Annotated in this window: 17 protein-coding genes; 12 read left to right on the plus strand and 5 right to left on the minus strand. The window is 67.5% G+C overall.

Translation table 11 applies throughout. From position 1 onward, the window contains the following. Positions 1 to 18: 18 nt before the first annotated feature. From mutL to VPH47_RS06465, 3 genes are read left to right on the plus strand one after another with little or no spacing between them, the layout of a single operon-like run. On the plus strand, positions 19 to 1,923 hold the full coding sequence (gene mutL / locus VPH47_RS06455) for a DNA mismatch repair endonuclease MutL (protein ID WP_153855923.1): 1,905 nt from the start codon (positions 19 to 21) through the stop codon (positions 1,921 to 1,923). A gap of 11 nt (positions 1,924 to 1,934) precedes the next feature. After that, positions 1,935 to 2,864 (plus strand): DUF1684 domain-containing protein, encoded by a 930-nt coding sequence (locus VPH47_RS06460; RefSeq protein WP_368850349.1) that lies wholly within the window; start codon positions 1,935 to 1,937, stop codon positions 2,862 to 2,864. Position 2,865: 1 nt separating this feature from the next. After that, the gene (locus tag VPH47_RS06465) at positions 2,866 to 3,819 is read left to right on the plus strand and encodes a TraB/GumN family protein (RefSeq protein WP_368850350.1); all 954 of its coding nucleotides are present in this window, start codon (positions 2,866 to 2,868) and stop codon (positions 3,817 to 3,819) included. Between the two features lie 74 nt (positions 3,820 to 3,893). Here VPH47_RS06465 and phaR read toward each other — a convergent pair whose 3' ends face one another. The 3 genes from phaR to gluQRS all read right to left on the minus strand — a co-directional run bounded on the left by phaR (position 3,894) and on the right by gluQRS (position 6,295). Continuing rightward, positions 3,894 to 4,433, minus strand: coding sequence for a polyhydroxyalkanoate synthesis repressor PhaR (gene phaR, locus VPH47_RS06470; RefSeq protein WP_032130258.1), 540 nt, complete (start codon positions 4,431 to 4,433; stop codon positions 3,894 to 3,896). A 183-nt stretch (positions 4,434 to 4,616) separates the two neighbouring features. Continuing rightward, positions 4,617 to 5,357 (minus strand): acetoacetyl-CoA reductase, encoded by a 741-nt coding sequence (phbB, locus tag VPH47_RS06475; RefSeq protein WP_049423910.1) that lies wholly within the window; start codon positions 5,355 to 5,357, stop codon positions 4,617 to 4,619. A 17-nt stretch (positions 5,358 to 5,374) separates the two neighbouring features. After that, the gene (gluQRS, locus tag VPH47_RS06480; RefSeq protein WP_368850351.1) at positions 5,375 to 6,295 is read right to left on the minus strand and encodes a tRNA glutamyl-Q(34) synthetase GluQRS; all 921 of its coding nucleotides are present in this window, start codon (positions 6,293 to 6,295) and stop codon (positions 5,375 to 5,377) included. Between the two features lie 93 nt (positions 6,296 to 6,388). Here gluQRS and htpX point away from each other — a divergent pair, with 93 nt between their 5' ends. Then, positions 6,389 to 7,255 (plus strand): protease HtpX, encoded by an 867-nt coding sequence (gene htpX, locus VPH47_RS06485; protein WP_180855208.1) that lies wholly within the window; start codon positions 6,389 to 6,391, stop codon positions 7,253 to 7,255. 273 nt (positions 7,256 to 7,528) lie between these two features. Here htpX and VPH47_RS06490 read toward each other — a convergent pair whose 3' ends face one another. After that, complete coding sequence (locus VPH47_RS06490; RefSeq protein ID WP_005410386.1) at positions 7,529 to 8,356, minus strand: inositol monophosphatase family protein; 828 nt, start codon at positions 8,354 to 8,356, stop codon at positions 7,529 to 7,531. Between the two features lie 120 nt (positions 8,357 to 8,476). Here VPH47_RS06490 and VPH47_RS06495 point away from each other — a divergent pair, with 120 nt between their 5' ends. From VPH47_RS06495 to VPH47_RS06505, 3 genes are read left to right on the plus strand one after another with little or no spacing between them, the layout of a single operon-like run. After that, the gene (locus VPH47_RS06495; RefSeq protein ID WP_010486603.1) at positions 8,477 to 9,247 is read left to right on the plus strand and encodes an RNA methyltransferase; all 771 of its coding nucleotides are present in this window, start codon (positions 8,477 to 8,479) and stop codon (positions 9,245 to 9,247) included. Between the two features lie 46 nt (positions 9,248 to 9,293). Next, positions 9,294 to 10,226, plus strand: coding sequence for a phosphate/phosphite/phosphonate ABC transporter substrate-binding protein (locus VPH47_RS06500; RefSeq protein WP_110712931.1), 933 nt, complete (start codon positions 9,294 to 9,296; stop codon positions 10,224 to 10,226). Beyond that, on the plus strand, positions 10,223 to 12,349 hold the full coding sequence (locus VPH47_RS06505) for a bifunctional diguanylate cyclase/phosphodiesterase (RefSeq protein WP_110712930.1): 2,127 nt from the start codon (positions 10,223 to 10,225) through the stop codon (positions 12,347 to 12,349). The genes VPH47_RS06500 and VPH47_RS06505 overlap by 4 nt, the downstream gene beginning before the upstream one ends. A gap of 75 nt (positions 12,350 to 12,424) precedes the next feature. Here VPH47_RS06505 and epmB read toward each other — a convergent pair whose 3' ends face one another. After that, entirely contained in the window at positions 12,425 to 13,441 is a 1,017-nt protein-coding gene (gene epmB, locus VPH47_RS06510) for an EF-P beta-lysylation protein EpmB (protein WP_368850352.1), read from the minus strand. Positions 13,442 to 13,561: 120 nt separating this feature from the next. Here epmB and efp point away from each other — a divergent pair, with 120 nt between their 5' ends. From efp to VPH47_RS06535, 5 genes are all read left to right on the plus strand, one after another. Continuing rightward, entirely contained in the window at positions 13,562 to 14,128 is a 567-nt protein-coding gene (efp, locus tag VPH47_RS06515) for an elongation factor P (protein ID WP_005410381.1), read from the plus strand. Between the two features lie 205 nt (positions 14,129 to 14,333). Beyond that, positions 14,334 to 15,677, plus strand: a complete 1,344-nt coding sequence (locus VPH47_RS06520; protein ID WP_014037873.1) for a TRZ/ATZ family hydrolase — start codon at positions 14,334 to 14,336, stop codon at positions 15,675 to 15,677. Positions 15,678 to 15,702: 25 nt separating this feature from the next. Next, positions 15,703 to 16,419, plus strand: a complete 717-nt coding sequence (gene ubiG, locus VPH47_RS06525; RefSeq protein ID WP_368850353.1) for a bifunctional 2-polyprenyl-6-hydroxyphenol methylase/3-demethylubiquinol 3-O-methyltransferase UbiG — start codon at positions 15,703 to 15,705, stop codon at positions 16,417 to 16,419. Further along, entirely contained in the window at positions 16,416 to 17,111 is a 696-nt protein-coding gene (locus VPH47_RS06530; RefSeq protein ID WP_368850354.1) for a phosphoglycolate phosphatase, read from the plus strand. The genes ubiG and VPH47_RS06530 overlap by 4 nt, the downstream gene beginning before the upstream one ends. Positions 17,112 to 17,122: 11 nt before the next feature. Next, complete coding sequence (locus VPH47_RS06535) at positions 17,123 to 17,827, plus strand: squalene/phytoene synthase family protein (protein ID WP_071229708.1); 705 nt, start codon at positions 17,123 to 17,125, stop codon at positions 17,825 to 17,827. Positions 17,828 to 17,830 lie beyond the last annotated feature (3 nt).

Here is a 17,830-nt window from a genome sequence, read left to right on the forward strand (position 1 = left end):
CTCCGTTATCATCCCCGCATGACGTCTGCTACCCATCCGCGCCCGATCCGGCCGTTGCCGGAGATCCTCATCAACCAGATCGCCGCAGGTGAAGTGGTCGAACGTCCTGCGTCGGTGGTCAAGGAACTGGTCGAGAACGCGATCGACGCCGGCGCCAGCCGCGTCGATATCGACCTTGAGGAGGGCGGTGTCCGCCTGATCCGCATCCGTGACAACGGCAGTGGCATCGCACCGGAACAGTTGCCACTGGCGGTCTCACGCCACGCCACCAGCAAGATCGCCGATCTGGACGATCTTGAATCGGTGGCCACGCTCGGCTTCCGTGGTGAGGCGCTGCCCTCGATCGCATCGGTCAGCCGCTTCACCCTGTCCTCGCGCCGCGCACATGACGAACATGGTTCGGCACTGCAGATCGAAGGCGGCAAGATCGGCGAAGTGACCCCGCGCGCGCATGCGCCCGGCACCACGGTGGAAGTGCGCGAGCTGTTCTACAACGTGCCGGCGCGGCGAAAGTTCCTGCGCGCAGAACGCACCGAACTGGGCCATATCGAAGAATGGCTGCGTTCACTGGCGCTGGCGCGGCCGGATGTCGAACTGCGCGTGTCGCACAACGGCAAGGCCTCGCGCCGCTACAAGCCGGGCGATCTGTATTCCGATGCGCGCCTGGCCGAAACACTGGGCGAGGATTTCGCCAACCAGGCCGTGCGTGTGGATCACAGCGGTGCCGGCCTGCGGCTGCACGGCTGGATCGCGCAGCCGCATTATTCGCGGGCCAGTGCCGACCAGCAGTACCTGTACGTCAACGGTCGCTCGGTGCGCGACCGCAGCGTCGCCCACGCCGTGAAGATGGCCTATGGCGATGTGCTGTATCACGGCCGCCAACCGGCCTATGTGCTGTTCTTGGAGCTTGACCCGACCCGCGTCGACGTCAACGTGCACCCGGCCAAGCACGAGGTGCGCTTCCGCGACTCGCGGCTGGTCCATGATTTCGTCTACCGCACCCTGAAGGATGCGCTGGCCGACACCCGTGCCGGCATGTCGGCGCAGGACATCGGTGCCGGCCCCGCGCATCCGGTCGATGCAGCCATGGCTCCGATGGCATCGAGCGCGGGCGCCTCTGGTTTCGGGCTGGTGCGCGGTCCGGCACCCGGTGCCGGCTCGGGCGGGGGCGGTGGATTCTCCGGGTGGCGACCGCAGCAGCCACTGGGCCTGCAGGTGGCCGATGCACCGGCGGCCTATGCCGCGCTGTATGCCACGCCGGCCGGTGCCGAGCGTGCAGCGGCACTGCCACCGATGCCCACCGAGAACGGGCTGCCGGTCACCAGTGCCGACGCAGGCGTACCGCCGCTGGGCTATGCCATCGCGCAGCTGCACGGCATCTACATCCTGGCCGAGAATGCAGAAGGCCTGATCGTGGTCGACATGCATGCGGCGCACGAGCGCATCGGCTACGAGCGCCTGAAGAACGCACACGATGGAATCGGCCTGCAGTCGCAGCCGTTGCTGGTGCCGATCACGCTGGCGGTCGGCGAGCGCGAAGCGGATACCGCTGAAAGCGAAGCCGAAACGCTGGCCGCACTCGGCTTCGAGGTGACCCGTGCCGGCCCGGGATCGCTGCACGTACGCAGCATTCCGGCGCTGCTGGCGCATGCGGAACCGGAAGGGCTGCTGCGCGACGTGCTGACCGACCTGCGCGAACACGGCCAGAGCCGGCGCGTGGCCAGTGCTCGCGATGAGCTGCTGTCGACCATGGCCTGTCATGGCGCGGTGCGGGCCAACCGGCGGCTGACCGTGCCGGAAATGAACGCGCTGCTGCGCGACATGGAAATCACCGAGCGGTCCGGCCAGTGCAACCACGGCAGGCCGACCTGGGCCCGTTTTTCGCTGGCGGAGATCGACCGCTGGTTCCTGCGCGGACGTTGAGGGGAGCATCGATGCGTTATCGGGGAATGGCGGGCCTGCTGGCCGCCGTGGTGTTGGCCGCCTGCAGCCCGGCAACACCGCCGGCGCCGACGGCCGCTGAAGATCCTGCCTACGCGGCCGGGCAGCAGCAATGGCGTGTAGCGCGCTACCAGGACCTGACCCGGCCGGATGGCTGGACGGCGCTGGTCGGCCTGCACTGGCTGCAGAACAAATCGCACTTCGTCGGCAGCGGCGCGACCAATGGCATCCGCCTCGCGGTTGGGCCGGACAAGCTGGGCCTGCTGCGCCGCGAAGGGACGCAGTGGTGGTTTACACCTGAGGCCGGCGTTGACGTCAGCCACGACGGGCAGCCGGTGCGCGGCCGCATCCGTGTCGACACCGACAAGGATCCGCAGCCGACGCTGCTCGCCTTCGATGGCGGCAAGGGCCTGCTGAGCATCATCCGCCGTGGTCCGCGTGATGCGCTGCGGGTCAAGCATGCCGATGCGCCGGCACGTCGCGATTTCGGTGGCCTGGAGTACTGGCCGGGTGGTCCGGACTGGCAGGTGCAGGCGCGCTTCATCGCGCACCCGCCGGGCAAGACCCTGCCCATCGTCGACATCACCGGCCTGACCACCGAAATGCCCAATGCCGGCGCGGTCGAGTTCCAGCGCGATGGCCGCAGCTGGCGGCTGGAGGCGATCGGTGCGCCGGGGCAGCCGCTGTTCCTGATCTTTGCCGATCGCACCAGCGGCCGCGGCAGCTATCCGGCCGGTCGCTACCTGGATACCGATGCACCCGCTGCCGATGGCACCGTGCGCATCGATTTCAACCATGCCTACAACCCGCCGTGTGCATTCACCCCCTATGCGACCTGTCCGCTGGCGCCGCCGGAAAACCGGTTGGACCTGCGCGTGGAAGCGGGCGAGAAGGCCTACCACCTGCCTGAAGGAGAAGGCTGATATGCCGATCAGATCCCTGTTGCGTGCCGCCGTTCTGTTGGTGGCCTGTGCGCTGGCACCGCTGGTTGCAGCGCGTACCGTGCAAGCCGATACCGCTGGCGCAGCGGCGGCCAAGCCGCCGGTGCCCTTGCTGTGGAAAGTGACCGGCCAGGGCGATTCGCGCCTCTACCTGCTCGGTTCCTTCCACCTGCTGAAGCCGCAGGACTACCCGTTGTCGTCCGATGTCGAACAGGCGTTCGAAGCCTCGCAGCGGGTCGTGTTCGAACTGTCGCCGGAAGACATGCAGTCGCCGCAGCTGGCCAGCCGCATGGTGCAGGCCGCGGTCCGCACCGATGGCAGCGAGCTCAAGCGCGATCTGGATGCTGCGACCTGGCAGAAGCTGCAGGTGTTCGCCACCGAAAACAAGCTGCCGCTGGCGCAGATGCAGGGGATGAAGCCGTGGTTTGTTGGCCTGAGCATTTCGGTCGGGCAGATGCAGAAGCTGGGCCTGGACCCGGCACTGGGCCTGGACCGTCACTTCATGGAGCGTGCGCAGAAGACCGGGCGCAAGACTGCGGGACTGGAAGACATCGACACCCAGATCGGCATGCTCGACGGAATGACGCTGCAGGAACAGCGGCAGATGCTGGCCGAAGCGCTGGACCAGGCCGGCAAGGCCGACGAGCAGGCACGCCAGCTGCACGACGCCTGGCGCCGCGGTGACGAGCGCGTGCTGTGGACCCGGATGGCGGCGGAAATGCGCCAGCAGTATCCGCAGCTGTATCAGCGCATCAACACCGGCCGCAATGACGCCTGGGTGCCGAAACTGCTGCCGTACCTGCAGGCCGGGCAGGGCGGTACGCTGGTGGTGGTGGGCACGCTGCACCTGCTGGGCAACGACGGCGTGGTCGAGAAGCTGAAGGCGAAGGGTTACAAGGTCGAGCGCGTATGCACGGGGTGCAAGGCGAAACGCTGACGTATCGTTGGCGCGAGACCAAACAAAACGGCGCGCCAGGGGCGCGCCGTTTTCGTATCAGCCGTTGCAGCAGCTCAGCGGCGGGTCTTGCCGCCGGTGCCGGTGCCCGGTTCGTTCGGCTTGTTGCCGGTACCTGCGCCGGTTCCGGTTCCGGTGCCGCCTGGACGCGGGCCACCGAAGCCAGTGCCCATGTTGCGCTGGAATTCCTGCCACAGCTCCAGGTTGCGCTCGGTCAGCTGGTTCATCATCGCCCACGGCGTCTGGCCCAGCAGGTTGCCCATCTGCTGGCGGAACTGCTGCTGCTGGTCGAGGAAGACCTGCATGCTGCGCTCCAGGTAATTGCCCATGAAGCCCTGCAGGGAGTCGCCGTAGAAGCGGATCAGCTGGCTCAGCAGCTGGGTGGACAGCATCGGTTCGCCGTCCTGTTCCTGGTCGGCGATGATCTGCAGCAGGACCGATCGCGTGAGGTCGTCGCCGCTCTTGGCGTCGCGGACTTCGAAGTCTTCACCGTCCAGGATCAGCTGGCGCACGTCCTCGATGGTGATGTAGCTGGAGATCTCGGTGTCGTAGAGACGGCGGTTCGGATACTTCTTGATGATGCGGGTCGCAGCCATGAAGCGGTACTCGTCACAGTAGACGCGCAGCATGGCGCAGTGCAGCAGCCGTTGCAACCGCCTCAGCCCCCGCCAGGCTTGGCTTTCGGCGGCGATCATGTTGCGCAACAAGGGGTTGCGTGTTGCGCAGCATGACCATCGGCAGGGGCCGGCGGCGTTCGCCGCGAGGGCCCGCTGCGCGGCCTACCAACCCATATGGTGGCCGCCGTTGATGTCCAGGTTGCTACCGGTGATCCACGAGGCTTCGTCGGCGACCAGGAACGAGACGCCGTACGCGATTTCTTCCGGCTTGCCGAGGCGTCCGGTGGGGATGTCGGCGATGATCTTGGCACGCACCTCCTCCGGCACCGCCATCACCATGTCGGTAGCGACGTAGCCGGGCGAAATGGTGTTGACGGTGATGCCGAAGCCGGCGTTCTCGCGGGCCAGCGAGATGGTGAAGCCGTGCATGCCGGCCTTGGCCGCCGCGTAGTTGGCCTGGCCGTACTGGCCCTTCAGGCCGTTGATCGAGCTGATCTGGATGACCCGGCCCCAGCCGCGGCGGCGCATGCCCTCGATGACCGGACGGGTGACGTTGAACACCGAATTGAGATTGGTGTTGATCACATCGTGCCACTGGTCCGCGCGCATGCGGTGGAAGGTGGTATCGCGGGTGATGCCGGCGTTGTTGACCAGGATCTCGACCGGACCCAGTTCGGCCTCGACGGCGCGCACCAGCGCTTCGGCGCTGTCCGGATCGGAGACATCGCCCGGGAAGATCGACACGCTGTAGCCGCGTTCGGTCATCGCCTGCTGCCAGGCGCGGGCCTTGGCCTCGTCGCGGTAGTTGGTGGCGACCCGGTGGCCCTGGTCGGCCAGGCGTTGGCAGATGGCGGTACCGATGCCGCCGGTTCCGCCGGTGACCAGTGCGACGCGAGATGTCATGGAATGCTGTCCGGGTATCAGGTGGGGGAAGGGGGATTCTGCAACATCGGCGCGGAAAGTGCGCCGGCGGGCAACAGGATGTCGGCACGCGGCAGCCGCGCCGGGTCGAAGGCCTGTCGAGCGGCGGCCAGCAGCGCGTCCAGATCGCGTGCCTGCGCCAGCGCCTCAGGGGCTTGGCCGAGCAGCTGCCAGAGCTGGCGAAGTACCGGCAGCGGGCGTGCGCTGTCCACCGGCAGCGCCGCCAGTGACTTGGACAGTTTGTGGCCCGGCGCATCCAGCAGCAGCGGCAGGTGCCAGTAGCGCGGCACCGCCAGGCCCAATGCCTGTTGTAGCAGGATCTGCCGCGCGGTGGAGTCGAGCAGGTCGGCACCGCGCACCACTTCGGTCACCCCCTGCGCGGCGTCATCGACCACTACCGCCAGCTGGTAGGCCCAGCAGCCATCGGCGCGGCGCAGCACGAAGTCGCCGACCTCGGCATGCACGTCCTGCTGCTGCGGGCCGCGCAGGCCATCGTCGAAGTGCACAAGGCTGCCGGGCGGCACGCGGAAGCGGACGGCCGGGTCCGGTCGTGGTTGCCGGGCGACGCAGCGATGATGGATGCCGCCGCCGGCGGCAAGGTCGCTGCGGCTGCAGTGGCAGACAAAGGCCTGGTCGCTGGCGAGCAGTTCATCCAGCGCGGCCTGGTAGGCCTCGCCGCGCGTGCTCTGCCAGAGTACCGGGCCATCGTGGACCAGGCCGAACGCGGCCAGCGCCTGCAGCTGTGATTCCGCCGCACCGGGCACGGTGCGCGGCGGGTCGACGTCTTCGATGCGCAGCCGCCACAGGCCGCCATGATGACGGGCAAGCAGCCAGCTGCCGAAGGCGGCGAGCAGGGATCCGGGGTGGAGCAGGCCGGTCGGCGAAGGGGCGAAGCGGCCGCAGGGAATGGGGGAGGTCATGCTGGCTGAATCGTCGGTCAGGTTGGCGCTTGAATTCAAGCTGACCGCACCGCAAATTGATCGATATCGACCCCTTCCGAGCCGGAATTTCCCATGTTCACCCGTATTGCCCTCTTCCTGGCCACGAACTTTGCCGTGCTGATCCTGGCCAGCATCGTGATGTCGCTGTTGGGAACCGACCCCAGCAAGATGAGCGGCCTGCTGATCATGGCCGGCATCTTCGGTTTCGGTGGCTCCTTCATCTCGCTGCTGCTGTCCAAGTGGATGGCCAAGCGCTCCACCGGTGCGGTGGTGATCACCGAGCCGCGCAACCAGACCGAGCGCTGGCTGCTGGCTACTGTCGAGCGCCAGGCCAAGGCGGCCGGTATCGGCATGCCCGAAGTGGCCGTGTATGAAGGCCCGGAGATCAATGCCTTCGCCACCGGTGCCAACCGCAACAATGCGCTGGTGGCGGTGTCCACCGGCCTGCTGCACAACATGAGTGAAGACGAGGCCGAAGCAGTGCTGGGCCATGAAATCGCCCACGTCGCCAACGGTGACATGATCACCATGGCCCTGCTGCAGGGTGTGCTGAACACCTTCGTGATCGTGCTGGCCCGCGTGGTCGGCGGCATCATCGACAGCGCACTGTCGGGCAACCGCGAAGGCGGCGGCCGCGGCTTTGCGTACTACATCATCGTGTTCGTGCTGGAGATGGTGTTCGGCCTGTTCGCAACGATGATCTCGATGTGGTTCTCGCGCCACCGCGAGTTCCGCGCCGACGCCGGCGGTGCCTCGCTGGCCGGCCGCCAGAAAATGATCGCCGCGCTGGAGCGCCTGCAGCTCAACCACGGCCAGAGCACGCTGCCGACCCAGATCGCGGCGTTCGGTATTGCCGGTTCGACGGCGAAGAAGCTGTTCATGAGCCACCCGCCGCTGGAAGAGCGCATCGCCGCGCTGCGGGCGTCGACGGCGGCGTAAGCCTCCGTACTTCCACGGTTGTGCAGGAACGCCTGGCCTCGTGCCGGGCGTTTTTGTTTGCGGGATGCATTGCGGATGCCGGGTCGTGCCCGGCGGATCGTTTCCGCGCCTGCGGAGAGGTGTCACTTTCTTTGCTCGTGCAAAGAAAGTGACACGCCTCCGCGGTCGCGGAAATGATCTCCGGGCATCGCCCGGCGCTACCCATGCGTCGGCGCACAAACGAAAACGGCACCTTCGCAGGTGCCGTCTCCATGAACCGCTTTACACGGAACCTCAGAACTTCGCGTCGAACTCCGCCGCGTAGCCAGTGTTCACCAGCACCTTCTGCAGCGACTCGGCCACCTTCAGGTTGCCGGCCACGATCTGGTGGGTCTCCGGGCCACGGTTGTCCATGCGGCCCAGGGTCGCGCCCTTGAAGTCGCAGACCTTGCCGCCCGCCTCGCGGACCAGCAGCAGGCCGGCAGCAATGTCCCATGCCTTCACGCCGGCTTCGAAGTAGGCATCAGCGCGGCCACAGGCCACGTAGGCCAGGTCCAGCGCGGCCGAACCGGTGCGGCGGATGTCCTCGGCCTGGACCAGCAGGGTGTCGACCGACTTCAGCTGAGCGCTGGCGCGGCTGCGTTCGCGCGGGGCGAAGCCGGTGTGGATCATCGTGCCTTCCAGATCCTTGCGGTCGGCCACGCGGATGCGGCGGTCGTTCAGAACGGCGCCGGCGCCACGGCTGGCAGTGAACAGTTCATTGCGCAGCGGGTCGAAGATGACCGCATCGGTCGGCTCGCCATTCTCGACCAGGGCGATCGACACGCAGTAATGCGGCACGCCGCGCAGGTAGTTGCTGGTGCCGTCCAGGGGGTCGATGACCCACATCTGGCGGCGTTCGCCCTGCACGCCACCTTCTTCGCCGAAGATGCCGTAGTCCGGGTAAGCGCGCTTGAGTTCCTTGACGATGACCTTTTCCGCGTCCGCATCCACTTCGCTGGCGTAGTCCATCCGGCCCTTCTGCACCACGTTCAGTGCCTCGAGCTTGTTGATGTTGCGCAACAGGACGTTGCCGGCGAGGCGGGCGGCCTTGACCATGACGGTTACGGCGGGTTTCTGCATGGCGTGGGCTCCCGGAAAGGCAGAAGAGATGGACTGGCGGGGGAAAAGAGCGGGTCCGGCGCAGTGGCCGGCCGCACAGTTTACCATTGGTCATCGTCCAGCTCGACCTTTTCCCTGTTCATGTCCCAGTTTCCTGCCGCCACCCGCCTCCGATTCGTCCTGGTCGGTACCCAGCACCCCGGCAACATGGGCGCTGCCGCCCGCGCCCTGAAGACCATGGGCCTGGCCCGCCTGGTGCTGGTTGCCCCCGAAAAGCCGCTGGACGAGGAGGCCTTCCGCCGCTCGGCCGGTGCCGAAGACGTGCTGGGGGACGCCCCGGTGGTGGCCACCCTGGCCGAGGCCGTGGCTGACTGCCGTCTGGTGCTGGGCTGCACCGCCCGTGCCCGCCGCGTCCAGCTGGAGGAGTACCTGCCGGCCGATGCCGCTGCCCGTGCGGTGGCCAAGGCCGGCGAGGGCGCCGAGGTGGCGCTGGTGTTCGGCCGTGAGCGCACCGGCCTGACCAACGAGGAACTGCAGCTCTGCCATGCAGCGGTGCACATCCCGTCCGACCCGGAGTTCAGCTCGCTCAACCTGGCTGCCGCGGTGCAGGTGCTGGCCTATGAAACGCGCATGCAGCTGCTGGGTGCGCAGCCTGCGGCCGACGCCGAACCGGGCTTCCGCGAGCAGGCGGCCAGCCACGAGCAGATGGAGAGCTTCTTCGCCCAGCTTGGCGACACGCTGGACGAGATCGATTTCCACAAGGGCCGCGCCCCGGAGTCGGCGATGCGCAAGCTGCGCCGCCTGTTCCTGCGCAGCGAGCCCAGCGAGCAGGAAGTGCGCCTGCTGCGCGGCATCCTTGCCGACACCCAGCGCATGGCGCGGCTGGCCCAGGCGGGCAACAAGGACAGCTGACGACGTTCTCATTTTTTCGGGTAGTCTGTCCGGATACCCAGGGGGGATGATGCCTGTGTCGGGTCTGCGAAAGGCAATGCAGGGGGGACTGCTGAGCCTGGCCATGGTCCTGCTGGCCGGGACGGTGCGTGCAGCACCGGACCCGGTGCTGGTGCTGGGCCGGATCAGCGATGATCCCAAGGCGCACTACGAGCAGCTGCAGCCATTGCTGGACTACGTGGTGGCGCGCATGCACGACGTTGGCATCAAGGAGGGGAGGATCCTGATGGCACGTGATCCACAGCAGATGGCCAGCTATCTGCGGCGGGGGCGGGTCGACTGGGTCACGGAAACGTCGGGCACGGCGGTGGCGCTGGGCCAGCGCAGTGGCGCACGGCCCCTGCTGCTGACCGAGCGCAATGGCGTGCGCGAGTACCAGACGGTGTTCTTCGTGCGCAGCGACAGCCCGATCCAGCGCGTGCAGGATCTGCGCGGGCACCGCCTGGCGCTGCAGAACACGGCGTCCACCAGCGCCTACCTGGTGCCGGTGATGACCCTGCTGCAGCAAGGGTTGTCGCCGCAGATCCTGGCGGGTACCTGGGACATGCCAGGGCGGGACAGCGTGGGCTATGTGTTTGCGCGCAGCGAGCTGAACATCGCGACCTTCGTGCACAAGGGCGTGGTCGATGTGGGGGCGGTGAGCAGCGTGGACTGGAATGACGAGCGGCGGGTGCCGGCTGCGTTCCGCCGCGACTTCCGTGAGCTGCTGCGCACCGAACCCTACCCGCGTGCGGTGGAGATGGTCCGCGCCGACCTCGAGCCGCGGGTGCGTGATCGCCTGCAGGAAGTGCTGCTGCAGGCGGCCAGTGATCCACAGGCGCAGGGAGCGTTGCATCGTTTTTTTGGCACTTCCGGTTTCCACCGCGTCGATGCGCATGCGCAGCAGCGGTTGGATGAATTGAAACAAGGATTGACGCGCGTGCGGATGGAAGTGGAATGAAGTGGCTCGGCTCGGGGATGCAGGCCCGGTTCCTGCTGGCGATGGGCGGAGCAATGGTGGTGGTGGTGGCGATCCTGGCGGTGCTGCTGGGGCGCCAGACGGCCATGCAGGGTGAGGTGCGCAGCCTCAGTGGTGGTGTCATCCATGAACTGTTCGACCGCAGCGTGCGCAGCCGTGGCGAAGCGATGGCGCGCGAGTTGTCCGATTCGCTGGCCAATCCCCTGTACTACCGCGATCTGGACCAGGTCGGTGCGCTGGTACGCGGCACCGCGCGACAGCCGGTAGTGCGTTATGTGCTGGTGTTCGACGAACGTGGCCGGCTGGTGCATGACGGCTCGATCGAGGTATCCGGTTTCGGCCAGCCCATGGCCGATCCGCTGGCCCCCAGGGCCGCCGCTGCACAGGCGCTGGTGGTGCAGGAATCACCGAAGGTGCTCGACAACGCGATGCCGATCATGATCGGCAACCAGCGCATTGGCGGCGTCCGCGTCGGCATGGCGCTGGATGAGGTCCAGCAGCGCGAGCAGGCAGCCAACGCGACCCTGGGCGAACGCCTGCAGCAGGCCGGCAGCCGCCACCTGGGCTGGCTGCTGCTGATGCTGGGTCTGCTGGTGGTGATCGGTGTGGCCGTGATCCTGTATGTGCAGCGCACCCTGGTCGCACCGATCCGTGACCTGGCCGCGGCCGCACGGCGCATCGAAGCCGGTGACTACCAGGCGCCGCTGGCCGAGAACACGCGCGATGACGAGGTGGGCGAACTGGTGCGCGGCTTCGCCCGCATGCGCGATGCGATCGCCCGCCACGACCGCGAGGTCCGGCGCATGGCCTATACCGATGCATTGACTGGGTTGACCAATCGACTGGCGTTCCGCGAGGCCCTTGACCACCGGTTGATGGCCGCACGCGCGTCCAATCATCGGTTGGGCCTGCTGTTTGCCGACATCGACGACTTCAAGCGGGTCAACGATACCCTCGGCCATGAAGCCGGCGATGAGGCGTTGCTGCAGTTCGCCCAGCGTATCGGGCGCGCGGTCACCGAGGCCGGGGGCGACGAGGCCCTGCTGGCGCGTTTCGGCGGCGACGAGTTCGTGATCCTGGTCGGAGATGGCGACGTGGCGGCCAACGCACGGCTGCTGGCCGAGGTGCTGGTACGCGAGCTGGGCAAGCCGCTGGTGGTGCAGGGCCGGGAACTGTTCCTTGGCACCTCGATCGGCGTGACCCTGTTCCCGGACGATGCTGCCGATGCGACCACGCTGCTGAAGAACGGCGACATCGCCATGTACCAGGCGAAGATGGCCGGCAAGAACTGCTACCGCTACTACAGCCGGGCGATGGACCATGCGGTCGAGCGCCGCGTGCACATGGAACAGGAGCTGCGCGGGGCCTGGGAGCGTGGCGAGCTGCGTCTTGCCTACCAACCGATCTTCCGCATGCGTGACCGCCGCATGATCGGCGTCGAAGTGCTGTTGCGCTGGCAGCACCCCACCCTGGGCACGATTCCGCCGTCGGTGTTCATCGAAGTGGCCGAGCAGAGCGGGCTGATCGAGATCATCGGCCCGAAGGTGCTGCGTGCGGCCTGCATGGAGGCCGCGCAGTGGCCACGTGGGGCGGCCGGCGATGATCTGTTCGTGTCGGTCAACGTGTCACCGCGGCAGCTGCGTGGCGGCGAACTGCCGGCACTGGTCGCACAATGCCTGCATGAGTCCGGGCTGCCGGCGTCGCGCCTGCACCTGGAACTGACCGAAACCGCCGTGATCGGCGACGAGATGGTTGCCGCGCAGCTGCTGGACAAGCTGCACCGCACCGGCGTGAAGGTGTGGCTGGACGATTTCGGTACCGGCTTCTCCGGGCTCAGCCACCTGCGCCAGGTGCCGGTGGATGGTGTGAAGATCGACAAGAGCTTCGTGGCCGACATGCAGCGTGACCCCGACGACCTGGCCCTGACCACGGCGATCATCGCAATGGCCCATGCGCTGGGCATCACGGTGGTGGCCGAAGGCATCGAACAGCAGGCGCAGTTCGAGCTGCTGGCGCAGCGCGGTTGCGATCTGGGCCAGGGCTATTGGCTGAGCCATCCGGTGACCGCCACTGAAGTGGTACGGATGATCGAGTCGGGTCTGTAGCCGGCAAAAAAGGGGGACGGAGGGAATTAAGTCGCTTGTGCATTTGCGACTTAATTCCCTCCGTCCCCTTTTTTGTTACACCGGGCGCTTGCTCGGGTCGCCGGGCAGTTCGCGCACCAGCTTCGGGATCAGATAGCCGGACAGGCGCGCGGTCAGGCCGGCAATCAGCGCCTTGGCCTGGCTGTCGTCCACTTCGAAGTGGGCCACGCCCTCGACCCGGTCCAGCTGGTGCAAGTAGTAGGGCAGCACGCCGGCGGCGAAGCTGCGCTCGCTCAGGTCCTGCAGGGCCTGCACGCTGTCGTTGACCCCGCGCAGCAGGACGGCCTGATTCAGCAGCTGGGCGCCGACGCCGCGCAGGCGGCCCATTGCCGCGTCCACGCTGGTGTCAAATTCGTTGGCATGGTTGGCATGGACCACGATCGCCAGCGGCCACGGCAGGCTGCCCAGCCAGGCCAGCAGCTCCTCGTCCACGCGCTCCGGCAGCACGATCGGCAGCCGGGTATGGATGCGCAGGCGGCGGAGATGCGGAATCGCGCGCAGGGCGTCGGTCAGCTCCACCAGCTTGTGCGTGGCCAGTGACAGCGGGTCACCGCCGGACAGGATCACTTCGTCAATGTCCGGGTCAGCGGCGATGGCGGCTACGGCCTCCTGCCAGCCGCCCTTGGCGGCGTTTTCCGCGCCATAGTCGAAGTGGCGGCGGAAGCAGTAGCGGCAGTTGATCGCGCAGCTGCCGGTGGCGACCAGCAGGGCGCGACCGCGGTATTTCTGGATGACCCCGGTGGCCTTCTTGGCCGCGCCATCGCCCACCGCATCGAAGCTGAACCCGGGTGCCGGACGCATTTCCTCGTCGACCGGCAGCACCTGGCGCAGCAGCGGGTCGGCCGCATCGCCCACGCGCATGCGCGCCACGAAGCCCTCGGGCACGCGCAGCGCGAACTGGGCCATGGCCGCCTCCGAGACGCCCAGCGCGGCCGGGTCCAGCTGCAGCCGGGCCAGCAGGGCGTGCGGGTCACGCAGCGCCTGGCGCCAGAGCTGCTGCCAGCGCGCGGGCGCACCTGGCGACTGGGGCCGTGGGAAGGCGGAAAGCTGCATGGAGAGGGGGCCTGCGGTTATCATGGGGGCAGAAAAACAGTCGCCCACCGGCATCCGGTGGGCTTTCCATTCTAACGGCTCGCCGCACCCGCGGCGTTTTTGCCACTCAGGAGTTTACGCATGGCCAGCTACGGCATGAACGACGTCAAGAACGGGATGAAGATCCTGGTCAACAACCAACCGGCCGTCATCATCGACACCGAATACGTCAAGCCGGGCAAGGGCCAGGCCTTCACCCGCGTGAAGTACCGCCTGATCAAGGACGGCCGTACCCAGGAAGTCACCATGAAGTCGACCGACTCGCTGGATGCAGCCGACGTCGTCGATACCGACATGAACTTCATGTACAGCGACGGCGAGTACTGGCACTTCATGGACCCGGAATCCTTCGAGCAGGTCCAGGCCACCAAGGCCGGCATGGGCGGCGCCGAGAAGTGGCTGAAGGGCGAAGAGTCCTGCGTGGTCACCCTGTGGAACGGTGAGCCGATCTTCGTGCAGCCGCCGAACTTCGTTGAACTGAAGATCACCGAAACCGATCCGGGCGTCCGTGGCGACACCTCGGGCGGCGGCGGCAAGCCGGCCACCCTGGAAACCGGTGCGGTGGTCCGCGTGCCGCTGTTCGTGAACCAGGACGAAGTGATCCGCGTCGACACCCGTTCGGGCGAATACTCCGCACGCGTCAAATAAGGCTCCGGCCGTAGGCCGACCCTACTGTAGTGCCGGCCGCTGGCCGGGTACGCGCCATCGCATTCGCGCTGGCGCTCCCATGATCTGCTTCGGCAGATCATGGGCCCCGCTTCACGAGTCTCCAGACCCCGCCGCTTCGCGGCAGCCCCTGACTCAGGGGCGTGTCCCCCAGAAGTATCTCGCCACCCCCAGCCAGTGAGCCCGCATGAGCGATAGCCCGCACCTCCCCGAAGCCTGCGACCTGCTCATCGAAGCCGGTTATGTCGTTCCGATCGAGCCGCATGCGGTGGTGCTGGAAGACCATGCCGTTGCCGTGCGTGGCAGTGAAATCGTGGCCATCCTGCCGCGTGCCGAGGCGCGTGCGCGGTTCCGTGCCACCCAGGTGGTCAGTCGCCCCGAGGCTGCGCTGATGCCGGGCCTGGTCAACGCGCACACGCACAACCCGATGACGCTGCTGCGTGGCGTCGCCGACGACCTGCCGCTGATGACCTGGCTGCAGCAGCACATCTGGCCGGTGGAAGCGGCGGTGATCGGCCCCGAATTCGTTGCCGACGGCACCACCCTGGCCATCGCCGAGATGCTGCGCGGCGGTACCACCTGTGCCAACGAGAACTACTTCTTCGGCGACGTGCAGGCCGCGGTCTACAAGAAGCACGGTTTCCGCGCACTGGTGGGCGCGGTCATCATCGATTTCCCCACCGCCTGGGCCAAGACCGACGACGAATACTTCGCCAAGGCCGGTGAACTGCACGACCAGTGGCGCACCGATCCGCTGATCGGCACCGCGTTCGCGCCGCATGCGCCGTACACGGTCAACGATGCCAACTTCGAGCGGGTGCGGATGCTGTCCGACCAGCTCGACATGCAGGTGCACCTGCACACCCACGAGACCGCGCAGGAGATCAACGATTCGATCAAGCTGCACGGCCAGCGCCCGCTGGCGCGGCTGGATCGGCTCGGCCTGGTCAACGACCGCCTGATCGCGGTGCACATGACCCAGCTGACCGATGCGGAAATCCACCTGTGCGCCGAACGTGGCGTCAGCGTGGTGCATTGCCCGGAATCGAACCTGAAGCTGGCCTCCGGTTTCTGCCCGGCCTGCGCCCTGCAGCGCGCCGGCGTGAACCTGGCGATCGGCACCGATGGCTGCGCCAGCAACAACGACCTGGACATGTTCAGCGAGAACCGCACCGCGGCGATCCTGGCCAAGGCCGTGGCCGACGATGCGACCGCGCTCGACGCGGCGACCACGCTGCGCGCCTCCACCCTGGGTGGCGCCCGCGCACTGGGCTTCGGCGACCGCATCGGTTCCATCGAAGTCGGCAAGCAGGCCGACCTGGTCTGCGTCGACCTGTCCGCGCTGGAAACCCAGCCGCTGCACAACGTGCTGTCGCAGCTGGTGTATGCCACCGGCCGCCAGCAGGTCAGCGACGTCTGGATTGCCGGCAAGCCGAAGCTGGTGCAGCGCGAGCTGGTCGGCATGGATCTGCCGGGCATCATCGCCAACGCGCGCCAGTGGCGCGAGCGCATCCGTCATATCCGCGCCTGAACCCCGGCGCCGCAAGGACTCCCTCATGACTGCCCCCCACGCTTCCTCCAATTTCGATCAGGCCGAGCTGGACAAGTTCGCCGCACTGGCCAACCGCTGGTGGGACGCTGACGGCCCGCAGAAGCCGCTGCATGCGCTGAACCCGGTGCGCCTGCAGTACGTGGCCGATCGCGTGCCGCTGCGCGGTGCGCGCGTGCTCGACATCGGTTGTGGTGGTGGCCTGTTGAGTGAAGCACTGGCGCAGGCCGGGGCTGACGTCACCGCCATCGACCTGGCCCCGGAACTGGTCAAGGTCGCGCGCCTGCATGCGCTGGAAAGCGGCGCCAAGGTCGATTACCGGGTGCAGGCTGCCGAAGATCTGGCCGCCGAGCAGCCGGGCAGCTTCGATGTGGTCACCTGCATGGAAATGCTCGAACACGTGCCCGATCCGGGCGCGATCATCGAGGCCTGCAAGCGCCTGCTGAAGCCGGGCGGTCACCTGTTCCTGTCGACCATCAACCGCACCGCCGCCGCCTTCGCGGTGGCGATCGTCGGCGCCGAGTACGTGGCGCGGCTGCTGCCCAAGGGCACGCACCACTACCAGGAATTCATCAAGCCGGCCGAGCTGGCGCGCTGGCTGCGCGAGGCCGACATGCAACTGGTGGATGTCAGTGGCATGGCCTACGAGCCGTGGCGCAACCATGCGCGCCTGAGCAGCCGTACCGACATCAACTACCTGACCTACGCGGTCAAGCCGGCATGACCGCGGCCCGCTTCCCGCGTGCGGTGCTGTTCGATCTGGATGGCACGCTGCTGGACAGTGCACCGGACTTCGTCGCCACCTGCGACGCGATGCTGGCCGAGCGCGGCCGCGCACCCATCGATCCGGCCGCGCTGCGCCCGGTGGTGTCGAAGGGCTCGCGGGCGATGGTCTCGGCTGCGTTCCCGGAACTGGACGTAGCCGCACGTGACGCGCTGATCCCGGAATTCCTGCAGCGCTACGAAGCACTGATCGGCCAGCACGCGATGCTGTTCGATGGCGTGGCCGGCATGCTCGCCGCGTTGGACGACGCCGGTACAGTGTGGGGCATTGTCACCAACAAGCCTGAATACCTGGCGCGCTTGATCCTGCCGCAGCACGGCTGGCAGCAGCGCTGTGCGGTGCTGGTCGGTGGTGACAGCCTGGCCGAACGCAAGCCGCATCCGCTGCCGCTGCTGCACGCCGCACAGGCGATCGGCATCGCCGCCGAAGACTGTGTGTACGTGGGCGACGACGAGCGCGACATCATCGCGGCACGTGCCGCCGCCATGCCGTCGGTGGCGGCGCTGTGGGGCTACCGCCTGCACAGCGACGATCCGCTGGCCTGGCAGGCCGACGTGCTGGTCGAGAACGCCGAACTTCTGCAACTGGCCAGTCTCTGGCCGACCCGGCCGGCAGCCCCGGCCCAGCCGTAAGGAATCACGTAGTGAGCAGTACCGCGCTGGACAGTTTCCTCGACAAGTGGCGCAGCCGTTGGCCGGAATGGTCGGTGGCCGCCCCGTTCGTGGCCGAATCGCAACGCGAGCTTGCGGTGGCGTGGTTCGCGCTGCTGCAGGAATTCGACGACATGCTCAACACAAGCGGCGACCCGTTGCCGGCCGACGCCAAGCTGGCATGGTGGGGCGAGGAGCTGCGCAGCTGGGCCGCGCATCGTTCGCGCCATCCGCTGGGCCGCCTGCTGGAGCCGGTGCGTGCGCCGTGGGCGCAGCTGGCCGAAGCACTTCCGGATCTGGTTGAAGCGCGCACGGTCGCGCTGGATGCGGCCGGCGCCGAGCGCGCGCTGGCCCATTACGCTGAAGCCGTGGCTGCGGTGGAGGCCGCCCTGTTCGCTGACAAGCCGCGCACCGGCGCCGGCCGTGCGGTGCAGCTGCAGACCCTGGCCCAGCGCCTGCAGGATGCCGGCGTAGCCGGTGTGCCGCGCAGCCTGCTGGACGGTGATGCCAGCACGGCCGCACAGCGCTGGGCGCAGCATCTGTTGAAGGGCTGGGGCAGCCGCGTGCCCGGCCCGCGCCCGCGCCGCGTGTGGTCCAGCCTGGCGCGTGCCCGTGTGGCCGCGCAGGCGGCAGGCAAGCCGATCGAAGCCACGCCGGTACGCACGCTGCTGCGTGTGTGGTGGGCTGCGCGCGGCTGATTG

It is taken from the genome of Stenotrophomonas sp. WED208, from assembly GCF_040984485.1.
In the GTDB taxonomy this organism is placed as follows: domain Bacteria; phylum Pseudomonadota; class Gammaproteobacteria; order Xanthomonadales; family Xanthomonadaceae; genus Stenotrophomonas; species Stenotrophomonas riyadhensis.